14 protein-coding genes are annotated in these 19,262 nt (G+C 63.7%); 7 read left to right on the top strand and 7 right to left on the bottom strand.

What is annotated here, in order from left to right; genetic code table 11:
- Positions 1–167 precede the first annotated feature (167 nt).
- The 6 genes from MUO32_RS27070 to MUO32_RS27045 are packed head-to-tail and all read left to right on the top strand — an operon-like array spanning position 168 to position 6,449.
- Positions 168–647: a formate dehydrogenase subunit gamma gene (locus tag MUO32_RS27070; protein WP_257951478.1), complete on the top strand. Its 480-nt coding sequence runs from the start codon at positions 168–170 to the stop codon at positions 645–647.
- Positions 644–2,200, top strand: a complete 1,557-nt coding sequence (locus MUO32_RS27065; protein WP_257951477.1) for an NADH-quinone oxidoreductase subunit NuoF — start codon at positions 644–646, stop codon at positions 2,198–2,200. The genes MUO32_RS27070 and MUO32_RS27065 overlap by 4 nt, the downstream gene beginning before the upstream one ends.
- A complete protein-coding gene (locus MUO32_RS27060) occupies positions 2,197–2,406 on the top strand; it encodes a DUF4287 domain-containing protein (RefSeq protein WP_257951476.1) in 210 nt (69 codons plus the stop codon). Before MUO32_RS27065 ends, MUO32_RS27060 begins: the two co-directional genes overlap by 4 nt.
- A gap of 54 nt (positions 2,407–2,460) precedes the next feature.
- The gene (fdhF, locus tag MUO32_RS27055) at positions 2,461–5,340 is read left to right on the top strand and encodes a formate dehydrogenase subunit alpha (RefSeq protein ID WP_257951475.1); all 2,880 of its coding nucleotides are present in this window, start codon (positions 2,461–2,463) and stop codon (positions 5,338–5,340) included.
- 8 nt (positions 5,341–5,348) lie between these two features.
- On the top strand, positions 5,349–6,182 hold the full coding sequence (gene fdhD, locus MUO32_RS27050) for a formate dehydrogenase accessory sulfurtransferase FdhD (protein ID WP_257951474.1): 834 nt from the start codon (positions 5,349–5,351) through the stop codon (positions 6,180–6,182).
- Between the two features lie 9 nt (positions 6,183–6,191).
- The gene (locus MUO32_RS27045; RefSeq protein WP_257951473.1) at positions 6,192–6,449 is read left to right on the top strand and encodes a formate dehydrogenase subunit delta; all 258 of its coding nucleotides are present in this window, start codon (positions 6,192–6,194) and stop codon (positions 6,447–6,449) included.
- 68 nt (positions 6,450–6,517) lie between these two features.
- Here MUO32_RS27045 and MUO32_RS27040 read toward each other — a convergent pair whose 3' ends face one another.
- The 4 genes from MUO32_RS27040 to rocF form a co-directional block, all read right to left on the bottom strand.
- Positions 6,518–8,299 (bottom strand): PAS domain-containing methyl-accepting chemotaxis protein, encoded by a 1,782-nt coding sequence (locus MUO32_RS27040; protein WP_257951472.1) that lies wholly within the window; start codon positions 8,297–8,299, stop codon positions 6,518–6,520.
- 402 nt (positions 8,300–8,701) lie between these two features.
- Entirely contained in the window at positions 8,702–9,178 is a 477-nt protein-coding gene (locus MUO32_RS27035; protein WP_257951471.1) for a chemotaxis protein CheW, read from the bottom strand.
- Between the two features lie 142 nt (positions 9,179–9,320).
- Positions 9,321–10,526 (bottom strand): ornithine--oxo-acid transaminase, encoded by a 1,206-nt coding sequence (gene rocD, locus MUO32_RS27030; protein WP_257951470.1) that lies wholly within the window; start codon positions 10,524–10,526, stop codon positions 9,321–9,323.
- Positions 10,527–10,544: 18 nt separating this feature from the next.
- A complete protein-coding gene (gene rocF, locus MUO32_RS27025) occupies positions 10,545–11,480 on the bottom strand; it encodes an arginase (protein ID WP_257951469.1) in 936 nt (311 codons plus the stop codon).
- 135 nt (positions 11,481–11,615) lie between these two features.
- Between rocF and MUO32_RS27020 the strand changes: the two genes are divergently transcribed.
- Positions 11,616–12,056 (top strand): Lrp/AsnC family transcriptional regulator, encoded by a 441-nt coding sequence (locus MUO32_RS27020; protein WP_257951468.1) that lies wholly within the window; start codon positions 11,616–11,618, stop codon positions 12,054–12,056.
- A 27-nt stretch (positions 12,057–12,083) separates the two neighbouring features.
- Here MUO32_RS27020 and MUO32_RS27015 read toward each other — a convergent pair whose 3' ends face one another.
- From MUO32_RS27015 to MUO32_RS27005, 3 genes are all read right to left on the bottom strand, one after another.
- The gene (locus tag MUO32_RS27015; RefSeq protein WP_257951467.1) at positions 12,084–16,253 is read right to left on the bottom strand and encodes a translocation/assembly module TamB domain-containing protein; all 4,170 of its coding nucleotides are present in this window, start codon (positions 16,251–16,253) and stop codon (positions 12,084–12,086) included.
- Positions 16,254–16,357: 104 nt separating this feature from the next.
- Positions 16,358–18,280, bottom strand: a complete 1,923-nt coding sequence (locus tag MUO32_RS27010; protein ID WP_257951466.1) for an autotransporter assembly complex family protein — start codon at positions 18,278–18,280, stop codon at positions 16,358–16,360.
- A gap of 265 nt (positions 18,281–18,545) precedes the next feature.
- On the bottom strand, positions 18,546–18,809 hold the full coding sequence (locus MUO32_RS27005; RefSeq protein WP_257951465.1) for a YMGG-like glycine zipper-containing protein: 264 nt from the start codon (positions 18,807–18,809) through the stop codon (positions 18,546–18,548).
- Between the last annotated feature and the right edge of the window lie 453 nt (positions 18,810–19,262).

Raw genomic sequence — 19,262 nt, 5'->3', positions numbered from 1 at the left:
CCAACGGCTTTGCTTTATTGACCCGTCGTCCCCCGGCTGAGAAGGTGCTAGACTAAGTCTGCGGGGATCGACAGGGTTCCGGTCTTCGCCGAACATTTTCAATGGTATCGGCGCGCCAGAACCCCCTGTCTCCTCGTGGTTCATTCGTGTCGGTTGGGAGGCCTACCATGAATGTGCACGTTGCCGGCAGCGATGTCGGAGCAAGAACGCTGGCGATCATCAGCGAACTGAAGGGGCTTGAAGGCCCGCTTCTTCCCATCCTGCACGAAATCCAGGCCGAATTCGGCTATGTGCCGCAGGACTGCCTGCCGATCATTGCGCGTGAACTGAACCTGTCGCGCGCCGAAGTGCATGGCGTCGTCACCTTCTATCATGACTATCGCGACCACCCGACGGGCCGGCATGTCCTGAAGCTCTGTCGCGCCGAAGCCTGCCAGTCGATGGGCGGGGACGCGGTCGCCGAGCGCATCAAGGCGCTGCTCGGCATCGATTTCCACCAGACGACGCTGGACGGGGCGGTGACGCTCGAGCCCATCTACTGTCTCGGGCTCTGTTCGTGCGCACCCGCCGCGATGCTCGACGGCGAGGTGCATGGACGGGTCGATGCCGAGCTTGCCAAGGAACTCGTCGCGGAGGCCCGCCGATGACCGTTCGCATCTACGTTCCCCGCGATGCCGCAGCCCTTGCGCTTGGCGCCGACCGCGTCGCCAAGGCACTGGCGAGCGAAGCCCATTCCCGCAAGCTCGACATCGTCATCGTGCGCAACGGCTCGCGCGGCATGCACTGGCTGGAGCCGCTGGTCGAGGTGGAGACGGCCAGTGGCCGCATCGCCTATGGCCCGGTCAAGGCATCCGACGTGCCGGACCTGCTCGATGCCGGTCTCCTCGAAGGCAGGACGCACGCGCTCTGTCTTGGCGGAACGGAAGACATTCCGTTCCTGAAAAACCAGACCCGCCTCACCTTTGCCCGGTGCGGCCTCATCGATCCCGTCTCGCTGGAGGACTACAAGGCGCATGGCGGCCTGAAGGGCCTCGAAAAGGCCATCGCCATGGCTCCGCTCGACATCGTCAAGGAAGTCACCGACAGCGGCCTGCGCGGCCGCGGCGGCGCAGGCTTCCCGACGGGCATCAAGTGGAAGACCGTTCTGGAGGCGCCGGGCGACAGAAAATACATCGTCTGCAATGCCGACGAGGGCGACTCGGGCACCTTCGCCGACCGCATGATCATGGAGGGTGACCCCTTCGTGCTCATCGAAGGCATGGCGATTGCCGGCCTCGCGACGGGCGCCACGAAGGGTTATGTCTACACCCGCTCGGAATATCCGCACGCCATCGCCGTCATGAACGAGGCCGTCGCGGTCGCACGCGCCGCCGGTGTTCTCGGCCCCTCGGTGCTCGGTTCCGGCAAGGCGTTCGACATGGAAATCCGCGTCGGCGCAGGCGCCTATGTCTGCGGCGAGGAAACGGCGCTGCTCAACAGCCTGGAAGGCAAGCGCGGCATCGTGCGCGCCAAACCGCCGCTGCCCGCACTTCAGGGCTTCCTCGGTCGTCCGACCGTGGTCAACAACGTCATCTCGCTCGCCTCGGTGCCCGTCGTCATGGACAAGGGCGCCGCCTTCTATCGCGATTTCGGCACGGGCCGTTCGCGCGGCACGATCCCGATCCAGATTGCCGGCAATGTGAAGCATGGCGGCCTCTATGAAACCGCCTTCGGCCTGACGCTCGGCGAGATCGTCGATCAGATCGGCGGCGGCACCGCCTCCGGCCGTCCGGTGCGCGCCGTGCAGGTCGGCGGCCCGCTCGGCGCCTATTTCCCGCGCGCGCTGTTCGATACGCCTTTCGATTACGAGGCCTTTGCAGCAAAGGACGGCCTCATCGGCCATGCCGGCATCACCGTCTTCGACGATACGGTCGACATGCTGAAGCAGGCACGCTTCGCCATGGAGTTCTGCGCCGTCGAAAGCTGCGGCAAGTGCACGCCCTGCCGCATCGGTTCGACGCGCGGCGTCGAGACGGCGGACAAGATCGCCCAGGGTATCGAGCCGGAGAAAAACCGCGAACTGCTCGCCGACCTCTGCAACACCATGAAATTCGGCTCGCTGTGCGCACTTGGCGGCTTCACGCCCTACCCAGTCATGAGCGCCATGAACCACTTCCCGGAAGACTTTTCACCGGCACCGATGGTGGAGGCTGCGGAATGAGCGAGAAGATCAAAGGCCCGGCCTCCTACTTCCCGTCCATCGAGAAGACATACGGCCAGCCAATCGAGCATTGGAAAGCCATCGTCCGCGCGCAGGACGGCAAGGCGCATATGCAGATCGTCGCGTTCCTGAAGGAAACGCACGGTCTCGGCCATGGCCATGCCAATGCGCTCGTCGCGGCGACCCTCGCCGAGACGAAGTCCTAAGAATTGAACCCAAGTCGCCGCTGAAACGCGGCGCGAGACGATCCGGAGGTTCCCATGTCCCTCGTTCCTGAAATCGACTTCGGCACGCCCGCCGCCCGTTCGGAAAAGATGGTGACGCTCACCATCGACGGGAACGAGATCACCGTTCCCGAAGGCACCTCCATCATGCGCGCCTCGATGGAGGCCGGCATCCAGGTGCCGAAACTCTGCGCGACCGACATGGTCGATGCCTTCGGCTCCTGCCGCCTCTGTCTCGTCGAGATCGAAGGCCGCAACGGCACACCCGCCTCCTGCACGACGCCCGTCGCGCCCGGCCTCGTCATCCATACCCAGACGAGCCGTCTGAAGAGCATCCGCAAGGGCGTGATGGAACTCTATATCTCCGACCATCCGCTCGACTGTCTGACCTGCGCGGCCAACGGCGACTGCGAGTTGCAGGACATGGCCGGCGCGGTCGGCCTGCGCGACGTGCGCTATGGCTATGAGGGCGACAACCACGTCAAGGCGCGCAGCAACGGCGAGGCGAACGCCCGCTGGATGCCGAAGGACGAATCGAACCCTTACTTCACCTATGATCCGTCGAAATGCATCGTCTGCTCGCGCTGCGTGCGCGCCTGCGAAGAGGTGCAGGGCACGTTCGCGTTGACGATCGAGGGCCGTGGCTTCGACAGCCGCGTCTCGCCCGGCATGCACGAGCATTTCCTCGAATCCGAATGCGTCTCCTGCGGCGCCTGCGTGCAGGCCTGCCCGACGGCGACGCTGACGGAAAAGTCGGTCATCGAGATCGGCCAGCCGGAACATTCCGTCGTCACCACCTGCGCCTATTGCGGCGTCGGCTGCTCCTTCAAGGCGGAAATGCGCGGCGAGGAGCTGGTACGCATGGTGCCGTGGAAGGATGGCCAGGCCAATCGCGGCCACTCCTGTGTGAAGGGTCGTTTCGCCTATGGCTATTCGACCCACCGCGACCGCATCCTCAACCCGATGATCCGCGAGAAGATTTCCGATCCCTGGCGTGAAGTGACCTGGGAAGAGGCCTATGCCCATACCGCCTCGGAATTCCGCCGCATCCAGTATCAATATGGCCGGGAGTCCATCGGCGGCATCACTTCGTCGCGTTGCACCAACGAGGAGACCTACCTCGTCCAGAAGCTGATCCGTGCCGGCTTCGGCAACAACAATGTCGATACCTGCGCGCGCGTCTGTCACTCGCCGACGGGTTACGGTCTCGGACAGGCCTTCGGCACCTCGGCCGGCACGCAGAACTTCGATTCGGTCGAGCATACGGATGTCGTCATCGTCATCGGTGCCAACCCGACGGATGGTCACCCGGTCTTCGCCTCGCGCCTGAAGAAGCGCCTGCGCCAGGGCGCCAAGCTGATCGTCATCGATCCGCGCCGCATCGACCTCGTCTCCTCGCCGCATGTCAAGGCGTCCTATCACCTGCCGCTCCGGCCGGGCACCAACGTCGCGGTCGTCACCGCGCTCGCCCATGTCATCGTGACGGAAAGCCTCTACGACGAGAGCTTCATCAAGGAGCGCTGCGACTGGTCGGAATTCGAGGACTGGGCCGGCTTCGTCGCCGAACCGCGCCACAGCCCGGAGGAAACCGAAGCGCTGACCGGTGTGCCCGCCGAAACGCTGCGCGGTGCCGCCCGGCTTTTCGCCACCGGTGGCAATGGCTCGATCTATTACGGCCTCGGCGTCACCGAACACAGCCAGGGCTCGACGACGGTCATGGCGATTGCCAACCTTGCCATGGCGACCGGCAATATCGGCCGCGAGGGCGTGGGCGTGAACCCGCTGCGCGGCCAGAACAACGTGCAGGGCTCGTGCGACATGGGGTCCTTCCCGCATGAACTGCCGGGCTATCGCCACATCTCGGATGATTCCACGCGCGAAATCTTCGAAAAGCTCTGGGGTGTGACGCTCAACAACGAACCGGGCCTGCGCATTCCCAACATGCTGGACGCCGCTGTCGAGGGCACGTTCAAGGGCATCTACATCCAGGGCGAGGACATCCTCCAGTCCGACCCCGACACCAAACACGTCTCCGCCGGTCTTGCCGCCATGGAATGCGTCGTGGTGCAGGATCTCTTCCTGAACGAAACCGCAAACTACGCCCATGTCTTCCTGCCGGGCTCGACCTTCCTCGAAAAGGACGGCACCTTCACCAATGCCGAGCGCCGCATCAACCGCGTGCGCCGCGTCATGACGCCGAAGAACGGCTATGCCGACTGGGAGGTCACGCAGAACCTCGCCCATGCCATGGGACTGGGCTGGAACTACAGCCACCCCTCCGAGATCATGGACGAGATCGCCGCGACGACGCCGAGCTTTGCGCTCGTTTCCTACGACTATCTCGAAAAGCACGGTTCGGTGCAGTGGCCGTGCAACGAGAAGAACCCGCAGGGTTCGCCGATCATGCACATCAACGGCTTCGTGCGCGGCAAGGGTAAGTTCATCCGCACGGAATATGTCGCGACGGACGAGAAGACCGGCCCGCGCTTCCCGCTGCTGCTCACCACCGGCCGCATTCTCAGCCAGTACAATGTCGGCGCCCAGACGCGACGCACCGACAACGTGCTCTGGCACGAGGAGGACCGGCTGGAAATGCATCCGCACGATGCGGAAAACCGCGGCATCCGCGACGGCGACTGGGTGCGGCTGGCAAGCCGCGCCGGTGAGACGACGCTGCGCGCGCTCGTCACCGACCGCGTTTCGCCCGGCGTCGTCTACACGACCTTCCACCATCCGCTGACGCAGGCCAACGTCATCACCACCGATTTCTCCGACTGGGCGACGAACTGCCCGGAGTATAAGGTGACGGCCGTGCAGATCTCGCCGTCGAACGGTCCGTCCGACTGGCAGGTCGAATATGACGAGCTGTCGCGCCAGTCCCGCCGCATCAAGGGCAAGCTGGAGGCAGCGGAATAGGAACGCGCGTGCCGGATTTTCCGACCCACACCAAGGTTGCCGAGACCGCCCGCCGCAACGGGCGGCTCGGCGAGAGCGATCGGTTCGTGCCGGAGGAAACCCCGGTCGCCTTCTCCTATGCCGGCTCGACCCACGCCGTGATGATGGCGACGCCCGCGGATCTTGAGGATTTCGCGACCGGCTTCAGCCTCACCGAAGGCATCATCGCCGATCCCTCGGAGATCGAAACCATCGAGGTTCTGGCGGAAGACAAGGGCATCGACCTGCAGATCCGCCTTGCCGACGCACAGAACGACGCGCTGACCACCCGCCGCCGCCATATGGCCGGCCCGGTCGGCTGCGGTCTCTGCGGCATCGAATCGATCGAACAGGCGGTTCGCGTCACGCCTTCGGTGCGTTCATCACCGCTTACCCTTCTGGAGGACCAGGTCGTCGAAGCGGTTCGCCTTCTGAACGGTCAGCAGCCGCTGCACATGGTGACGCGCGCCGTGCATGGCGCGGGCTTCTATGTGCCGGGCCAAGGCCTCATCGCGGTGCGCGAGGATGTCGGCCGGCACAACGCGCTGGACAAGCTCGTTGGTGCCGCGCGACGCGCCGGCCATGCCGGTGGCGCGGGCGCCGTGGTCGTCACCAGCCGCGTCTCGGTCGAGATGGTGCAGAAGACGGCGATCATCGGCAGCCCGTTCATCATCGCCATTTCGGCACCGACCGCGCTCGCCATCCGAACGGCGGAGGATGCCGGCATGACGCTGATCGCGCTGGTGCGCGGCGAGGACTTCGAGATTTTCACCGGTGCGGAACGCATCGTGCCCGGCGCCGAGCGGCGCCTGGGAAATGGTTAGGAGACGCGCATGTCCGACAACAACAAGATCATCCGGATGGCAAACCAGATCGCCACCTTTTTCCACTCGCAGCCGGCAAGCGAAGGCCCGGGGGGCGTCGCCACCCATATCAACAAGTTCTGGGAGCCGCGCATGCGCCGCCAGCTTTTCGATCTCGTCGACAACCACAATGGCGAAGGTCTCGACAGCCTCGTCCTGCAGGCGGTCCCGCTGATCCATCGCCCCAAGCCGGCGGAAGTCCCGCCCGCGGCGGCCGCACCGGCCTGAAGCCGGCTCTTGCCCTCAAACAAAACGGCCGGCTTTACGCCGGCCGTTTTTGCATTGATGCGCCGGGATCAGAATTCTTCCCAGTTTTCCGCCGCCGCGGCACCGCCGGAGGATCGCATCGTGCGGGCAACGGCATGCAGCTGCGCGGTGGGGGCAGGAGCGACAGCCCTTGGAGCTCGGGCCGCCCCCTGCCCGCCAGCCGCGCCGTTTCCGGCGAGCCGGAACCGACGGATAAGCGCATGCAATGCATCGGCCTCACGCGCCATGGCATGGCTCGCCGCCGTGCTTTCCTCGACCATCGCCGCATTCTGCTGCGTGGCCTGGTCCATCGAGTTGACGGAGGTGTTGATCTCGCGAAGGCCCGTCGATTGTTCGCGCGAAGCCTCGACGATGGCGGCGACGTTGGTGTGAACCTCGTGCACCTGCGCCAGGATTTCCTGCAGGGCGCGCCCGGTCTCGTCGACGAGGGCGACGCCGCTCCTAACCTGCTCGCCTGACGTGGTGATCAGCGCCTTGATGTCCTTGGCCGCACTTGCCGAACGCTGGGCAAGCTCGCGTACCTCCTGCGCCACGACCGCAAAGCCCTTGCCGGCCTCCCCCGCTCGCGCAGCTTCGACACCGGCATTCAGCGCCAGGAGGTTGGTCTGGAAAGCGATGTCGTCGATCACGCCGATGATATTGGAAATCTCGCGTGACGACTGCTCGATCTGTCCCATGGCGCCGATCGCCTTCTTGACGACTTCACCGGATTTTTCCGCGCCCATCCTGGTCTTGCCGACCAGTGTACCGGCCTCGTCGGCGCGGCGGCTCGAATCGGCGACCGTCGTGGTGATTTCGTCGAGGGCGGCCGCGGTTTCCTCCACGGAGGCCGCCTGCTGCTCGGTACGCCTGGCAAGATCGTCCGCCGCCGAGCGGATTTCCTGTGCGCCGGACGCGATGGCATTCGCATTGGTTTCGACTGTCCGCATGGTCTCGTGCAGACCGGCGACAGCCTCGTTGAAGTCCTTGCGGACCGCCTCCATGGAGGGCACGAAGGGAACTTTCAGGTTCTGCGTGAGGTCGCCTTCCGACAACGCCTTCAGCGCGCCGCCGAGCGCATTGATCGCTGACATGCGCTGGGTGACATCGGTCGCGAACTTGACGACCTTGAAGACCCGGCCATTCAGGTCGCGGATCGGATTGTAGGCCGCCTGGATCCAGATTTCCTTGCCGCCCTTGCCATAGCGCACGAATTCGTTGGAGATGAATTGCCCGTCGGCAAGGTTCTTCCAGAAATCCGCATAGGCCTGCGTCTGCACATAGGCTGGATCGCAGAACATGCGGTGATGCCTGCCGCGAATTTCGGAGAGATCGTAGCCGAGCCCCGCGCAGAAATTTTCGTTGGCATTGAGGATTTCGCCCGATGGCGTGAACTCGATCACCGCCTGCGAGCGGGAAATGGCGTCGAGCTTTGCAGCGTCTTCCGTCGCCCGCATCTTCGCTTCGGTGATATCGCTCGCGAATTTGACGACCTTGTAAGCTTTGCCGCCACGGAAGACCGGGTTGTAGCTCGCCTGGATCCAGATCTCCTTGCCGTCCTTGCGCAGGCGCTTGTAGCTGGAGGAGTCGTGTTCCCCACGTCCGAGGCGCGCCCAGAACTGGCGGTATTCTTCCGTCGCCGTATAGGCGGCTTCGCAGAAGATGCGGTGATGCTTGCCGACGATCTCCTTCAGATCGTAGCCGAGCGCCTTGCAGAAGTTTTCGTTGGCGGTGAGGATATTGCCGTTAAGGTCGAATTGGATCACGGCCTGCGAGCGCGACAGCGCGTCGATGATGTGGCCTGCATCCATGGACTTTGCAAATGAAAGCATGACCTGTCCCCTTGTGTGACGACCACTGCTTCTAAGCTGATGGCCAGCGTGGCGATCGTCAGTTTGCGGTGTTGCGCATGGGTCGCGACGCGGCCCACGATAGACCTGCTCAGTTCTCAATCTTTGCGGGAGACGATCACGCCTCCCCAGAACGCATATCTGCAATCAAAGATGGAGCGACAGCTTTAACAATTGATGAAAAACAAGATATCATTTTTAAGTTCTGTTATATAACAATAGCTTACAAATGCAGTCAGCTTTGTGTTGCTGACGTAACGTTAGGCGCCGCTTTCCTTGCGTAACTGCAATTTCTTCCAAAGGTTGCATTATTTTACAGGCAACAAAAAACCGCCGTGCGGCAGCACGACGGTTTTCGATTTTCCAGAAGGATGGGACGGGGAATCAGGCCGCCATTTCTTCCACGTCGCGTTCCTTGAACATGCGCGCAAGGTTGAGGAAGCAGATCATGCCGTTCTCATGGGCGATGATACCCTCGGCATAGACTTTGTCGAAGGAGGTCGTCACCTCGGGCACCGGCTGGATCTGCTCGCTGCGGATGGTGAGGATGTCCGAGACACGATCGACGACGAGGCCGACGACCATGCTGTGCACTTCGGCGACCACGATGGCGCTGCGCTCGTTGGCTTCCGTGCTCTTCATGCCCAGCTTGTGGGCGAGATCGATGATCGGGATGACCGTGCCGCGCAGGTTCATCACGCCGATGACGTCGGGCGGGGAATGCGGGATCGGCGTGGATGGGGCCCAGCCGCGAATCTCACGGATCGTCGTCGTCTTCACGCAGAACTCCTGCTCATGCAGACGGAATGCGATGATTTCGAGCGTGTCGCCGGCAAAGGTGGCCGTAGTGATGGAGGTCATCGGGATCTTTCCAGGTTGATCTGCGTCGTGCTTCGATCCTATGCACGCTCTGGTTAAAATCTTTCAAACTTTTGCCGCATCCGAAAAAAGCAAAGGCCCCGCGTCGCCGCGAGGCCTTGTCTCCTGGCTCCGTCGCGCCCGGTCAGGTGCGCAGAACCGCCTCGAACTGCTCCAGCGCCCAATCCACCTGATCGCCGGTGATGACGAGCGGCGGGGCGATGCGGATCGTATCGCCATGGGTATCCTTGGCGAGGATGCCGCGCTCCTTCAGTGCTTCGCAATATTTGCGCGCGCCGCCGGCGGCCGGGTCGAGTTCCACGGCGAGCATCAGTCCGCGACCGCGTACTTCCTTGATGAGGTTCGACCGGATGCCCTTGAGGCCTGCCTGGAAACGCTCGCCCATGCGCTCCGAATTGCCGATCATATCCTCTTCGACGAGCACCTTCAGAGCGGCCCGCGCGATGGCGCAGGCAAGCGGGTTGCCGCCGAAAGTCGAACCATGCTGGCCGGGCTTCAGCACGCCAAGCACTTCGCTGTTCGAAAGCACCGCCGAAACCGGATAAAAACCACCCGAAAGCGCCTTGCCGACCAGCGTCATATCCGCCTCGATGCCCTCGTGCTCTTCAGCCAGGAGCTTGCCCGTGCGGCCAAGGCCCGTCTGAATTTCATCGAGGATCAGCGTGATACCGTGCTTGGTGCAGAGTTCGCGCACCGCCGTGAAATAGCCCGTCGGCGGGATCAGCACGCCGGCCTCGCCCTGGATCGGTTCGATCAGGAAGGCGACCGTATTTTCATTGATCGCCGCGCGAAACGCTTCAAGATCGCCGAAGGGCACATGGCGGAAGCCCGGCGCGAAGGGACCGAAGCCGCTGCGCGCATCCGGATCCGTCGAGAAACCGACGATGCCCATGGTTCGGCCATGGAAGTTGTTGGAGCAGACGATGATCTCCGCCTGGCCTTCCGGTACGCCCTTGACCTCGTAGCCCCACTTGCGCACGGCCTTGACGGCCGTTTCGACGGCTTCGGCACCCGAATTCATCGGCAGCACCTTGTGCGAACCGGTGAGCGCAGCAATTTCTTCGTAGAAATGCGCCAGCTGGTCGTTGCGGAAGGCACGCGAAGTGAGCGTCAGCTTCTGCGCCTGCTCCATCATCGCGGCCAGGATCTTCGGGTGGCAATGCCCCTGGTTGACCGCCGAATAGGCCGAGAGGCAGTCGAGATAGCGGTTGCCGTCGATATCCCAGACGAACACGCCCTCCCCCCGCGACAGCACGACGTCGAGCGGCTTGTAGTTATGGGCGCCGAGGCGATACTCGGTTTCGATCAGGCTGGCAGTCGACGGCGTCATGGGGTCCTCCGGTTGTTTTCAGGCGCTGCGGGTTGGCCGATCGAGAATACGGCGCCCGAAAAGGCTGGCGGTGAGTTCGACGAGGATGCGCGCGCTCTTGCCGCGGTCATCGAGGAACGGGTTCAGCTCGACGAGGTCGAGCGACGAGACGAGGCCACTGTCGCAAAGCATCTCCATGATGAGATGCGCCTCGCGGAAGGTCGCGCCGCCGGGCACCGTGGTGCCGACGCCCGGCGCAAGCTCCGGATCGAGGAAATCGACATCGAGGCTGACATGCAGGAGACCGTTCGCCGCTTTGATGCGGGCGATGATGTCGTGCATGATATGCGCCATGCCGATCTCGTCGACCGCGCGCATGTCATAGACATTGACACCATGCTCGGCGATTTCCTCGCGCTCGCGTGCATCGACCGAACGGATGCCGACCTGGAAGACATTCTTGGGGTCGACCAGCGGGCGACCGGCTTCGAGGATCGGCGTGAATTCGGCCTTGCCGCAGAAGAAGGCCACGGGCATGCCGTGCATGTTGCCCGAGGGCGACGTTGCCGGCGAATTGAAGTCGGCATGCGCATCGAGCCAGAGCACGAAGAGCGGACGGCCCTGATCGGCGGCATGGCGCGCCATGCCGGAGACGGACCCCATGGAGAGCGCATGGTCGCCGCCAAGGATGAGCGGGAATTTTCCGCTGCGCGCCGCGTCATAGACGGCGGTATCAAGGGCCCGCGTGAAGGCCGCGACGATCTGTAGGTTGTTCGCCTTCGGATGATTGGCAAGGTCGCGGGCCGGCAGGGGATGCAGATCCCCCTCGTCCGTCACCATATGCCCGAGATCCGTCAGCGTCGTATCGACGCCGGCGATGCGCAGCGCCGTCGGTCCCATGGCCGCGCCGCGGCGGCCCGAACCTTCTTCCAAGGGTGCGCCGATCAGCGCGATATGCTTGTCATTTTCCGCCATGATTTCCCCGCGGGTGCGTGAGAGCCGGTTTGCCCGGTTTTACGCGATTATTGCCGTTCGCTCTGTTGGCAAAAAGAGGAAAAACTGGCAAATAGATGGGCGATTTTAGCATTTTGCGCAGCGCTGGATGACAAATTGGTAAGTCTTGATGATCTTGACCATGCATTGATCGGTGCGCTGCGCCACAATGCCAGAACGCCCGTCTCCTCGCTCGCCGCCATGACCGGTGCCTCGCGCGCCACGGTCTCCGCGCGCATCGACCGGCTCGTCTCGTCCGGCACGATTGCCGCCTTCACCATCAAGACCGGGGTGGAACTGACCGGCAGCGGCGTGCGCGCCATCGTGTTGATTGAGGTGCACGGCAAGATGGCCGACCGCGTCAGTGCCCAGTTGCGCGGCCTACCGCAGGTTCGCGCCCTTCACTCCACCAATGGCCGCTGGGATTTCATCGCCGAACTCGAGGACCGCGATCTCGGCGCCTTCGACGAAACACTGCGCCGCATCCGCCTCATCGACGGCATCACGGTGACAGAAACCAATATTCTCTTGAAAACGACGAAAAACGCGCTGGCGTGAAGGAATATCGAGAGCGGGCAAACCGCCTCAATATTCCTTCTCGTAAAAGATACCCGCACCGGCGCTGCCGCCGCTGCCCGCCTCGCCGCGCAGTTTCAGGCCGCGGCCGACATCGAGGTTGATCACGGCCTTGGCGCCATTCGTCTCCGGGTCCTGCTTCAGCTCGATATAGGTGCGCTCGTTCAGGTATTTGCCGGCCGACACCGCGGCACGGCCCTGGGCGTCCGTCGTGATATCGAGATCGTCGACGCCGAGCTTGCTGCGCAGGCTGTCGAGCAGGCCAGTCGAGCGGCCGCCCGCAAGCTGGCTTGCCGCCGAGGCGAGCTGGGCGATCTGCACCGCTGAAAGATTCGACATCGAGCGATTGAAGATGAGCTGAGCGAGGATTTCATCCTGCGGCAGCGAGGGCGACGACGCAAAGGTGACGGTCGGGTTGCTGGCAACGCCGGCCACCGTGACGGTGATTTCCGTCGTGCCAGCCGAACTGCCTGCGACGAGATTGACCGTCGGCACCAGCCCGCCGGCAAAACCAATATGCGCGGAGGTGAAATCAAGCCGGCGCGTCAGGATTTCCATGCGCCCGCGCTCGAGCTCGAAGCCGCCGGAGACGACAGGCGCGGTGGAGGTGCCCGTCACCCTCAGGCTGCCGCCGAGCTCCGCATTGATGCCACGTCCGCGCACGAAAAGCTGGCCGGGTGCCTCGATGGTGAGATCGAGCGCGATGCCGCGCGTCGCACCGCTGCTTCCCTGATCGCGATTGACATCCGCCTTCATGCGTTTGACCTCGGCGGGCGCGTTGCGATGCTTGATGTTGATTTCGGAAAGCGTCGCCGGCAACCGCTGCGGAATGGTGACGTTGGCCCTGTTGATATGCACCTTGCCACCGAGCGCCAGGCCGGCCACCGGCCCGCGCAGGGTGATGTCACCGCTGACATTCGCCGTGACCAGCGTACCGTCCACATAGGTGACGTCGCGGAGCTGCATCGTCACGTCGACCGGAAAGCCGCTCGCCGGCGCGATGCCGACACGGCCGCTCGCCGAAAGCTGCCCGCCGGTCGATACCCGGCCGGACACCGTCTCGATGACGGCCTGCCGCCCGTCCATCGTCACGCGGATCGTCAGGTTCTCCACCGCGAGATTGCGGCGCACATCGACGAGGCGCGCGCCGCCGGCCGTGATGCTGCCGGTGACGGAGGGCGCGGCCGCCGTACCGCCGATGGCAAGATCCACATTGGCATTGCCCGTCAGCACGAAGCCCTGGGCAGACAGCTGGCCCTGCAGGAGCCCGAACGGCACCGTGCCGCGGAAGTTGAGCCCGAGCGGCGTCGCCCCGCCGATACCGACCGTGCCGCCGCCCCGGAAGGAGAGCCCGCCGCCGCCCGAAAGCACGGTATCGAGCGTTACCCTGTTGTTCGCGAAGGCGCCGTTGGCACTGATGGTCAGCGCGCCGATGCCGGCGCTGCGTGTCTGGCTCGTCACGGCGCCGCTCCAGTCGAGCGCATAGTTGACTACCGGCGCGGCCGCCTGGCCCCTGACCGTTACTGTACCGCCGATCGCGCCTTCGGCACCGAGACCGGCAGCGAAATTGTTGACCAGCGCCGCCGGCAGCGCATTGAGCCGCAGCGACAGGTCGAGGGTTTCGCCCGCCCGGCCGGAGACCGCAACCGAACCGCGTCCGGCCTGGATGGTGAGCCCGTCGAGCGTCGCCACGCCCCCGGCCACGCCGATCGTCGTCGGCCTGGCAAGTGTCAATGCGATACGCCGGGGGGCTGCCTCGAAGGCCTGTAATGCCACATCCAGCCCGCCCTCACGCTGAAGGACCTTACCCCTGGTGATGAGCGGCGCGCCGTCGAGACGACCGGTGACATCGAAATTGGTCGCCTGCCCTGCGCGGGAGAATTCAAGTTTCAGAGCGTCCAGCCGGTTTTCGCCCGAGGCGACGCGTTCGGCGCGAACCGTGCCCGAGATCGCAGCGGTCGCAAGGTCAGCGATATCGAGATCGACGGCCGGCCTGGTGATGCTGACGGCGTCCCGGCTGATGGCCGAGCCGGATGCCTGCACCGTGGCCGAGGTCTTGCCATTGCTCGTTGCGATTTCGACCTGGCCCGAAAGATCGCCGGCCGCCTTCTGCCCGGCCATGGCGGCGAGCAGACCGAGATCGGGGAAATCGAAGCGGATGGTGCCATCCGGCATGAAGTTCGGCGCGAGCGCGAGAGAGCCCTTCAACGTGTTCGGCCCGATCTCCGCCTCCAGCACCGGCACCGAAATGCGCCCGCCTTCCGAGGTAATGCTGGACCGCACATTGATCGCCTGGCCGTCGAGCGCGCCCGTCGCCGTCAACTCGCCCGAGGGACTGTCGGCAACGGCCTTGCCCTTGAGCGTCACCACGAGATCGCTCAACGTGCGGCCGGACAGCGTCGCGCCGCTGGACGTCACCTTGGCCGAAACGTCGAGCCCGTCGAGAGGGCCGGTCGCGGAAAGGTCGAAGACGGCCTCGCCCTTGGCATCGGCAAGCAGCTTGCCGAGGTTCAGCACCTTGCCGGTCAGCGCCGCCTGGAGATTGCCGTTGCCGAGCGAGACGGTACCCGTCGTCTCCAGCGTGCCGGACTTCACGGTGAGGCCGGAAAGATCGATTGCGCCATCGCTGCCAAGCTGGACGCGTCCCTCCATCGCAATCGTCGTATCGATTTTGCCGGCAAGGGCCGGCGGCAGCACGGCGGGTAGCGCAAAGAGGCGGAAACTGACGTCGGCCTCGCGGCTTTCGAGCCCGTAGCGGCCGGACAGGGTGCCGCCGATACTGGCGCTTTCGAGCATTGCCGGATCGAAGGCGATCTCCGTCGGCGACACGTTCAGCGTCGCGACGAGCTTGGCCGGCCCTTTCACCGTACGGTCGAGATCGGGATTGGCGAAGGCCGTTACGCCGGTTTCCACCGTCGCATCGATGCGGCCCGACTGGCTTGCCACGTTGAAGGCATCGCTTTTTGCCGTGAGGCGGATGTTCTCGATACGCCCGGCCGGCATTTCGGCGGAGACAATAGAGGCATTGGCGTCGAGCGCCGCAGCGCTCGCTTCTCCGGTGAGGGACACATCGGCACCGGCGATCAGCACACGTGCATCGCCTTCGGCAAGCGGCCAGCGAAAATCGATGGGACCGTCGCGGCCGGAGAGTTTGACGTCGAGGTCGTTTGCGCCCTTGGCACTGACCGTGCCCGAAGCGGCAAGCGTCATCGCACCCGTCGAGATCGCGCCCTTTTCGATGCGCAGCATGTCCGAGCCGTCGAAGGCGGCAATCACGTCGATACCCGTTTCGCCGGCGAAGAGCGGGCGCAATTGCGGCGGCATCAATGCGTCGAACGTGCCGCCGCCATTGAGCGCGATCGTATGCAGCCCGTTGGCCGCCAGATCATGCCGCCCGTCGACGTGTAGCATCTCCGTGCCGTCGAGCGCGGCGGAAAGGCGGCCCTTCCACTGCGACAGCGGACCGTCGCCGGTCAGGCGGATCGAGACCGCCGGATCGTCGGGCAATTTGAGCAAGGCGGCCAGAATGCCGCCCTTGGGCTCGGCGACATCGGCTTCGAGGCGAAGCTGGTTGTCGGCGGGGTTGAAGACGATATCGGCCACGACGCGCGCATCCGGGCGCGCCTTTTCCGAGGCGGAGAGTTTGACGGCCACGCTTTCGGCCGTCGCATTGCCACTGCCCGAAAGCACGATGCGCTGGTCGCGACCGGCGACGGTGCCCGAAACGAACAGCTCCGGCACCTGCAGCGCGCCGACATGCACCTCGACCGGCAGGGAAAAGGGCGCGTCGGATTTTTCCGCGTCCGCCTTGGACTCGGGAAGACGCAGAAGCGAAATGGAAGAGGCGGAAATGCGCTGTGCGTCGAACCGGAAACCGAGCAGGCTCAGCGGTGACCAGTCGACCGAGAGATCCTTGACCTCCGCATAGGTGCCCTTCTCGTCCCCGACGGTGATCATCTTTGCCCTGAGCCGACCCGTGAGCAGGCCGGAGGGTTCGCTGATCGAGATCACCTGTCCGCTCGCCGCAGCGATCTTCTCCACATAGGCGACGGCGAAACGCGCGCCCGCATCGGTAAAGCCGACAAAGCCGACAAGGCCGACCAGAACGAGCAGAAGAATGACGATGCCGTAGCCGAAATAACGGAGCGTGGCGCGGAGAATTCGGGACAGCCTGTTCATGCTTCATCCATTTCGCGTGCGGGGAGCGCTCGATATCGCTCATGTCCGTCTTGAATCCGAATCGCCCGGCCGATCAAGAGTCTAAACGGAAATTCGGGCGGCCGTCAGAACGACTGGCCAATACCGGCATAGACCCCGAAGGAGGTGCCGCCGTCATATTTCTTGAGCGGCACCGCCACATCGAGGCGGAGCGGCCCGAAGGGCGTCGCATAGCGAAGACCGATACCGGCACCGGCCCTGATATCCTTGAAATCGGGCACTTCGTCGGTGGAAACCGTGCCGACGTCGATGAAAGGCACGATGCCGATCGTCTCCGTCACGCCGATTCGCACCTCCGCGGTCGCCGCCACATAGGAGCGGCCCCCGAGGATCTTGCCCTTGCCGTTGCGCGGCGAGATTTCCTGGTAGCCGTAACCGCGCACCGTGCCGCCGCCGCCGAGGAAGAAACGGCGCGTCGCCGGAATGTCGGACAACTGATCGCCGCCAATGATCGTGCCGGCAGCGACCTTGCCGGCGAGGACGAAACGCTTTTCCTCGCCGAGCGCCTGGTAGCCGGTCATAGCGCCTTCGAAGCTCGAGAAGAACGTGCCGCGCTTGATTTCATAGGTCGGCTTCGCGTTGATCATCGCGCGATAGCCCTCGGTCGGGTTCAGCCTGTCATCGCGCGTATCGCGGACATATTCGATCGGGATGGCGGCCGTGAGATACTTGTTCTTGCCGAAGGCGTCCTCGACGTCGCTCCACATGACCTCGCCGCCGGCGCTCACTGTATCCTGATCGGAAAGCTCGACACTGACGCCAGCCGCAGCCGTCGTGGTGAACGCCTTGTAGGCGTCGGGATCGACGATCGACGCCTTGAGGCTAGCATTGAAGGTCGAGGTCGGGCCAAAGGCTCCGGGCTTGGAAAAGAGGATCGCCGTCGAATAGTCCATGTCGCCGAGCGCGGATTCGCCGATACGGCTGACTGCGCCTTCGATGCGCAGGGATTCGGCCTGGCCGAAGAGATTGCGGTGGCCCCAATAGCCCTGCAGGCCAAGCCCGTCGGTATTGGAAACCTGCGCGCCGACGCCGAAATAGCGGTGTTTGCCCTCGGAGACCTCGATGGTCATCGGCAGCGAACCGTCCGGCGCCAGCTTGTCAGCCTCACGGATCGTCACGCTCGAAAAAACGCCGAGCGTGCGCAGCCGCTCAGCTGCCTTGGCGAGCGCCTCCGGCGAATAGGGCTGGCCGGCATTGATGCGCGAATAGCGCTGAACGAAGCCTGCATCGACCGCCTTGGTGCCGGAAACACCGACCTCGCCGATGGGAGCGACCGGCCCGCCCTCGGCGGCGATCACCACGTCCACGGTCACGGTCTTGTGGTCGGCCGTGGCGTTGCGCTCGGTCAGCTTCGCAAGCGGCCGCCCCTCGGCCCTGAGATCGACGACCATCTTCTCGCCGGCCTTCAGGATGATCGTGGAGTCGGCGCGAGCACCCGGCACAAGGCCATAATCGGCCGGATTGCGGCCCTCCGCATCGCCGGAAAAGGCGATATCGCCAAAGGTGAAGACCGGGCCGGGCTCGACGGTGATCGTGACGGGAATGGCACCGCGATCGGAAAATTCCGGGTTGGGCGGCAATTGATCGAGGTCCTGGCCGTCGACCGTGACCTTCACCACGCCGCCATAGCGGGCCTGTTCATAAAGCGCGGCCAGAATGCGATCGCGGTCATCGCGCGCCTTGATGACGAGGCCGAGATCGCCCGAGACCGGCTTGCCCTCATCCTGCTTGAGAAGCGCGGTGTTCTCGATCGCCTCTTTCAGGTCATCGTCATCGGTGCCGGGATTGAGCGTCAGCGTGTAGTTGACGGGATCGATGACGGCGGTCGTGTCTTCCTCGTCCTCGAAGAACTTCATGCCGAAAATTTCGAAGGCGAAGGCGGGGGAAGCTGAGAGAGGCGCAACGGCCAACGCCGCAGCGACCGCGAGGGCGGTGCCAGCTTTCAGAAACGCAAAACTCTTTTCCGGCCGGTTCACTTTATCCCGCATCCGCAGCTATCCGTCGCCTTTCTCCGTAAGGTGCGGTGCGCGCGGTAGACCGACATGCTTCCGTCACAGACTTCAGGCGCCCTGGTTCATCCAGAGCTTTCAGGCAGAAAAGACCCTAACGCGTTAGGTTTTCCGTAATGTTAACGGCGGTTTTACACGCTGACGAACAGGATTTGAAGCGCCGAAGGGCATTTTATCCCGGAAGCGGAAAAGCAAAAGCCCCGGATACGATCCGGGGCTTCGCATGGGCTGCATGCGCGAGGGATCAGTAACCCTGCGGGCAACGATCGATGTAGCGGCGGCCGTGGCGGTCGCGGTAGTAGCACTGGCCGGGCTGCTCGGAGACGGAGCCGATGACAGCACCGGAAACGCCGCCGATGGCAGCACCGACGGCAGCCCCACGGACGTCACCGGTGATCGCGCCACCGATAATCGCGCCGGAGACGGCGCCGATACCCGCACCCTTTTCCGTCTGCGTGCAGCTGGCAACCGCCAGACCGACTAGGACGAGCGCAATGACTTTTTTCATGAAGATGTTCTCCAAAGTTGAGATGCGCCCCGTTTTCGGATCCGCACTATCCCCTTCTTACGTTACGCAACATACGCGCCGTCTTGGACGGTCAGGTCTGTCCGAGGTTCAAAATATAGCCGGATTCCGGGAAGTCCATGGGACTAAACTATTTTTTTGTTCCGCGAATAAACAGCGTTTCCGTTTCGTTTGTTTCGCCTCTCAATATGTTCCGGTCACGAGAAATTTCGATATTGCCTGAAAGTACCGGTTGATCCCGGCCGCGAAAAGTCAAATGATATGACTGTTGATGTCGTGTCGGCTGGAGGAGAACCCCACGCGCCATCTTTGCCGGAATGAAATGCACGCGAATTGAATGCTGGTTTCGTTTGATCCCAGGCCCGCGTCGCGAGGCGCCCGCTGCATGCACCACAGGATCGATCGGCCCAGCGGCTCTGCAACCGCCAGGGAGGA

Source organism: Shinella sp. CPCC 101442 (assembly GCF_024704725.1).
Classification (GTDB): domain Bacteria; phylum Pseudomonadota; class Alphaproteobacteria; order Rhizobiales; family Rhizobiaceae; genus Shinella.
The sequence above is the reverse complement of the archived record's forward strand: the minus strand, read 5'-3'. Positions and strand labels throughout refer to the sequence as shown.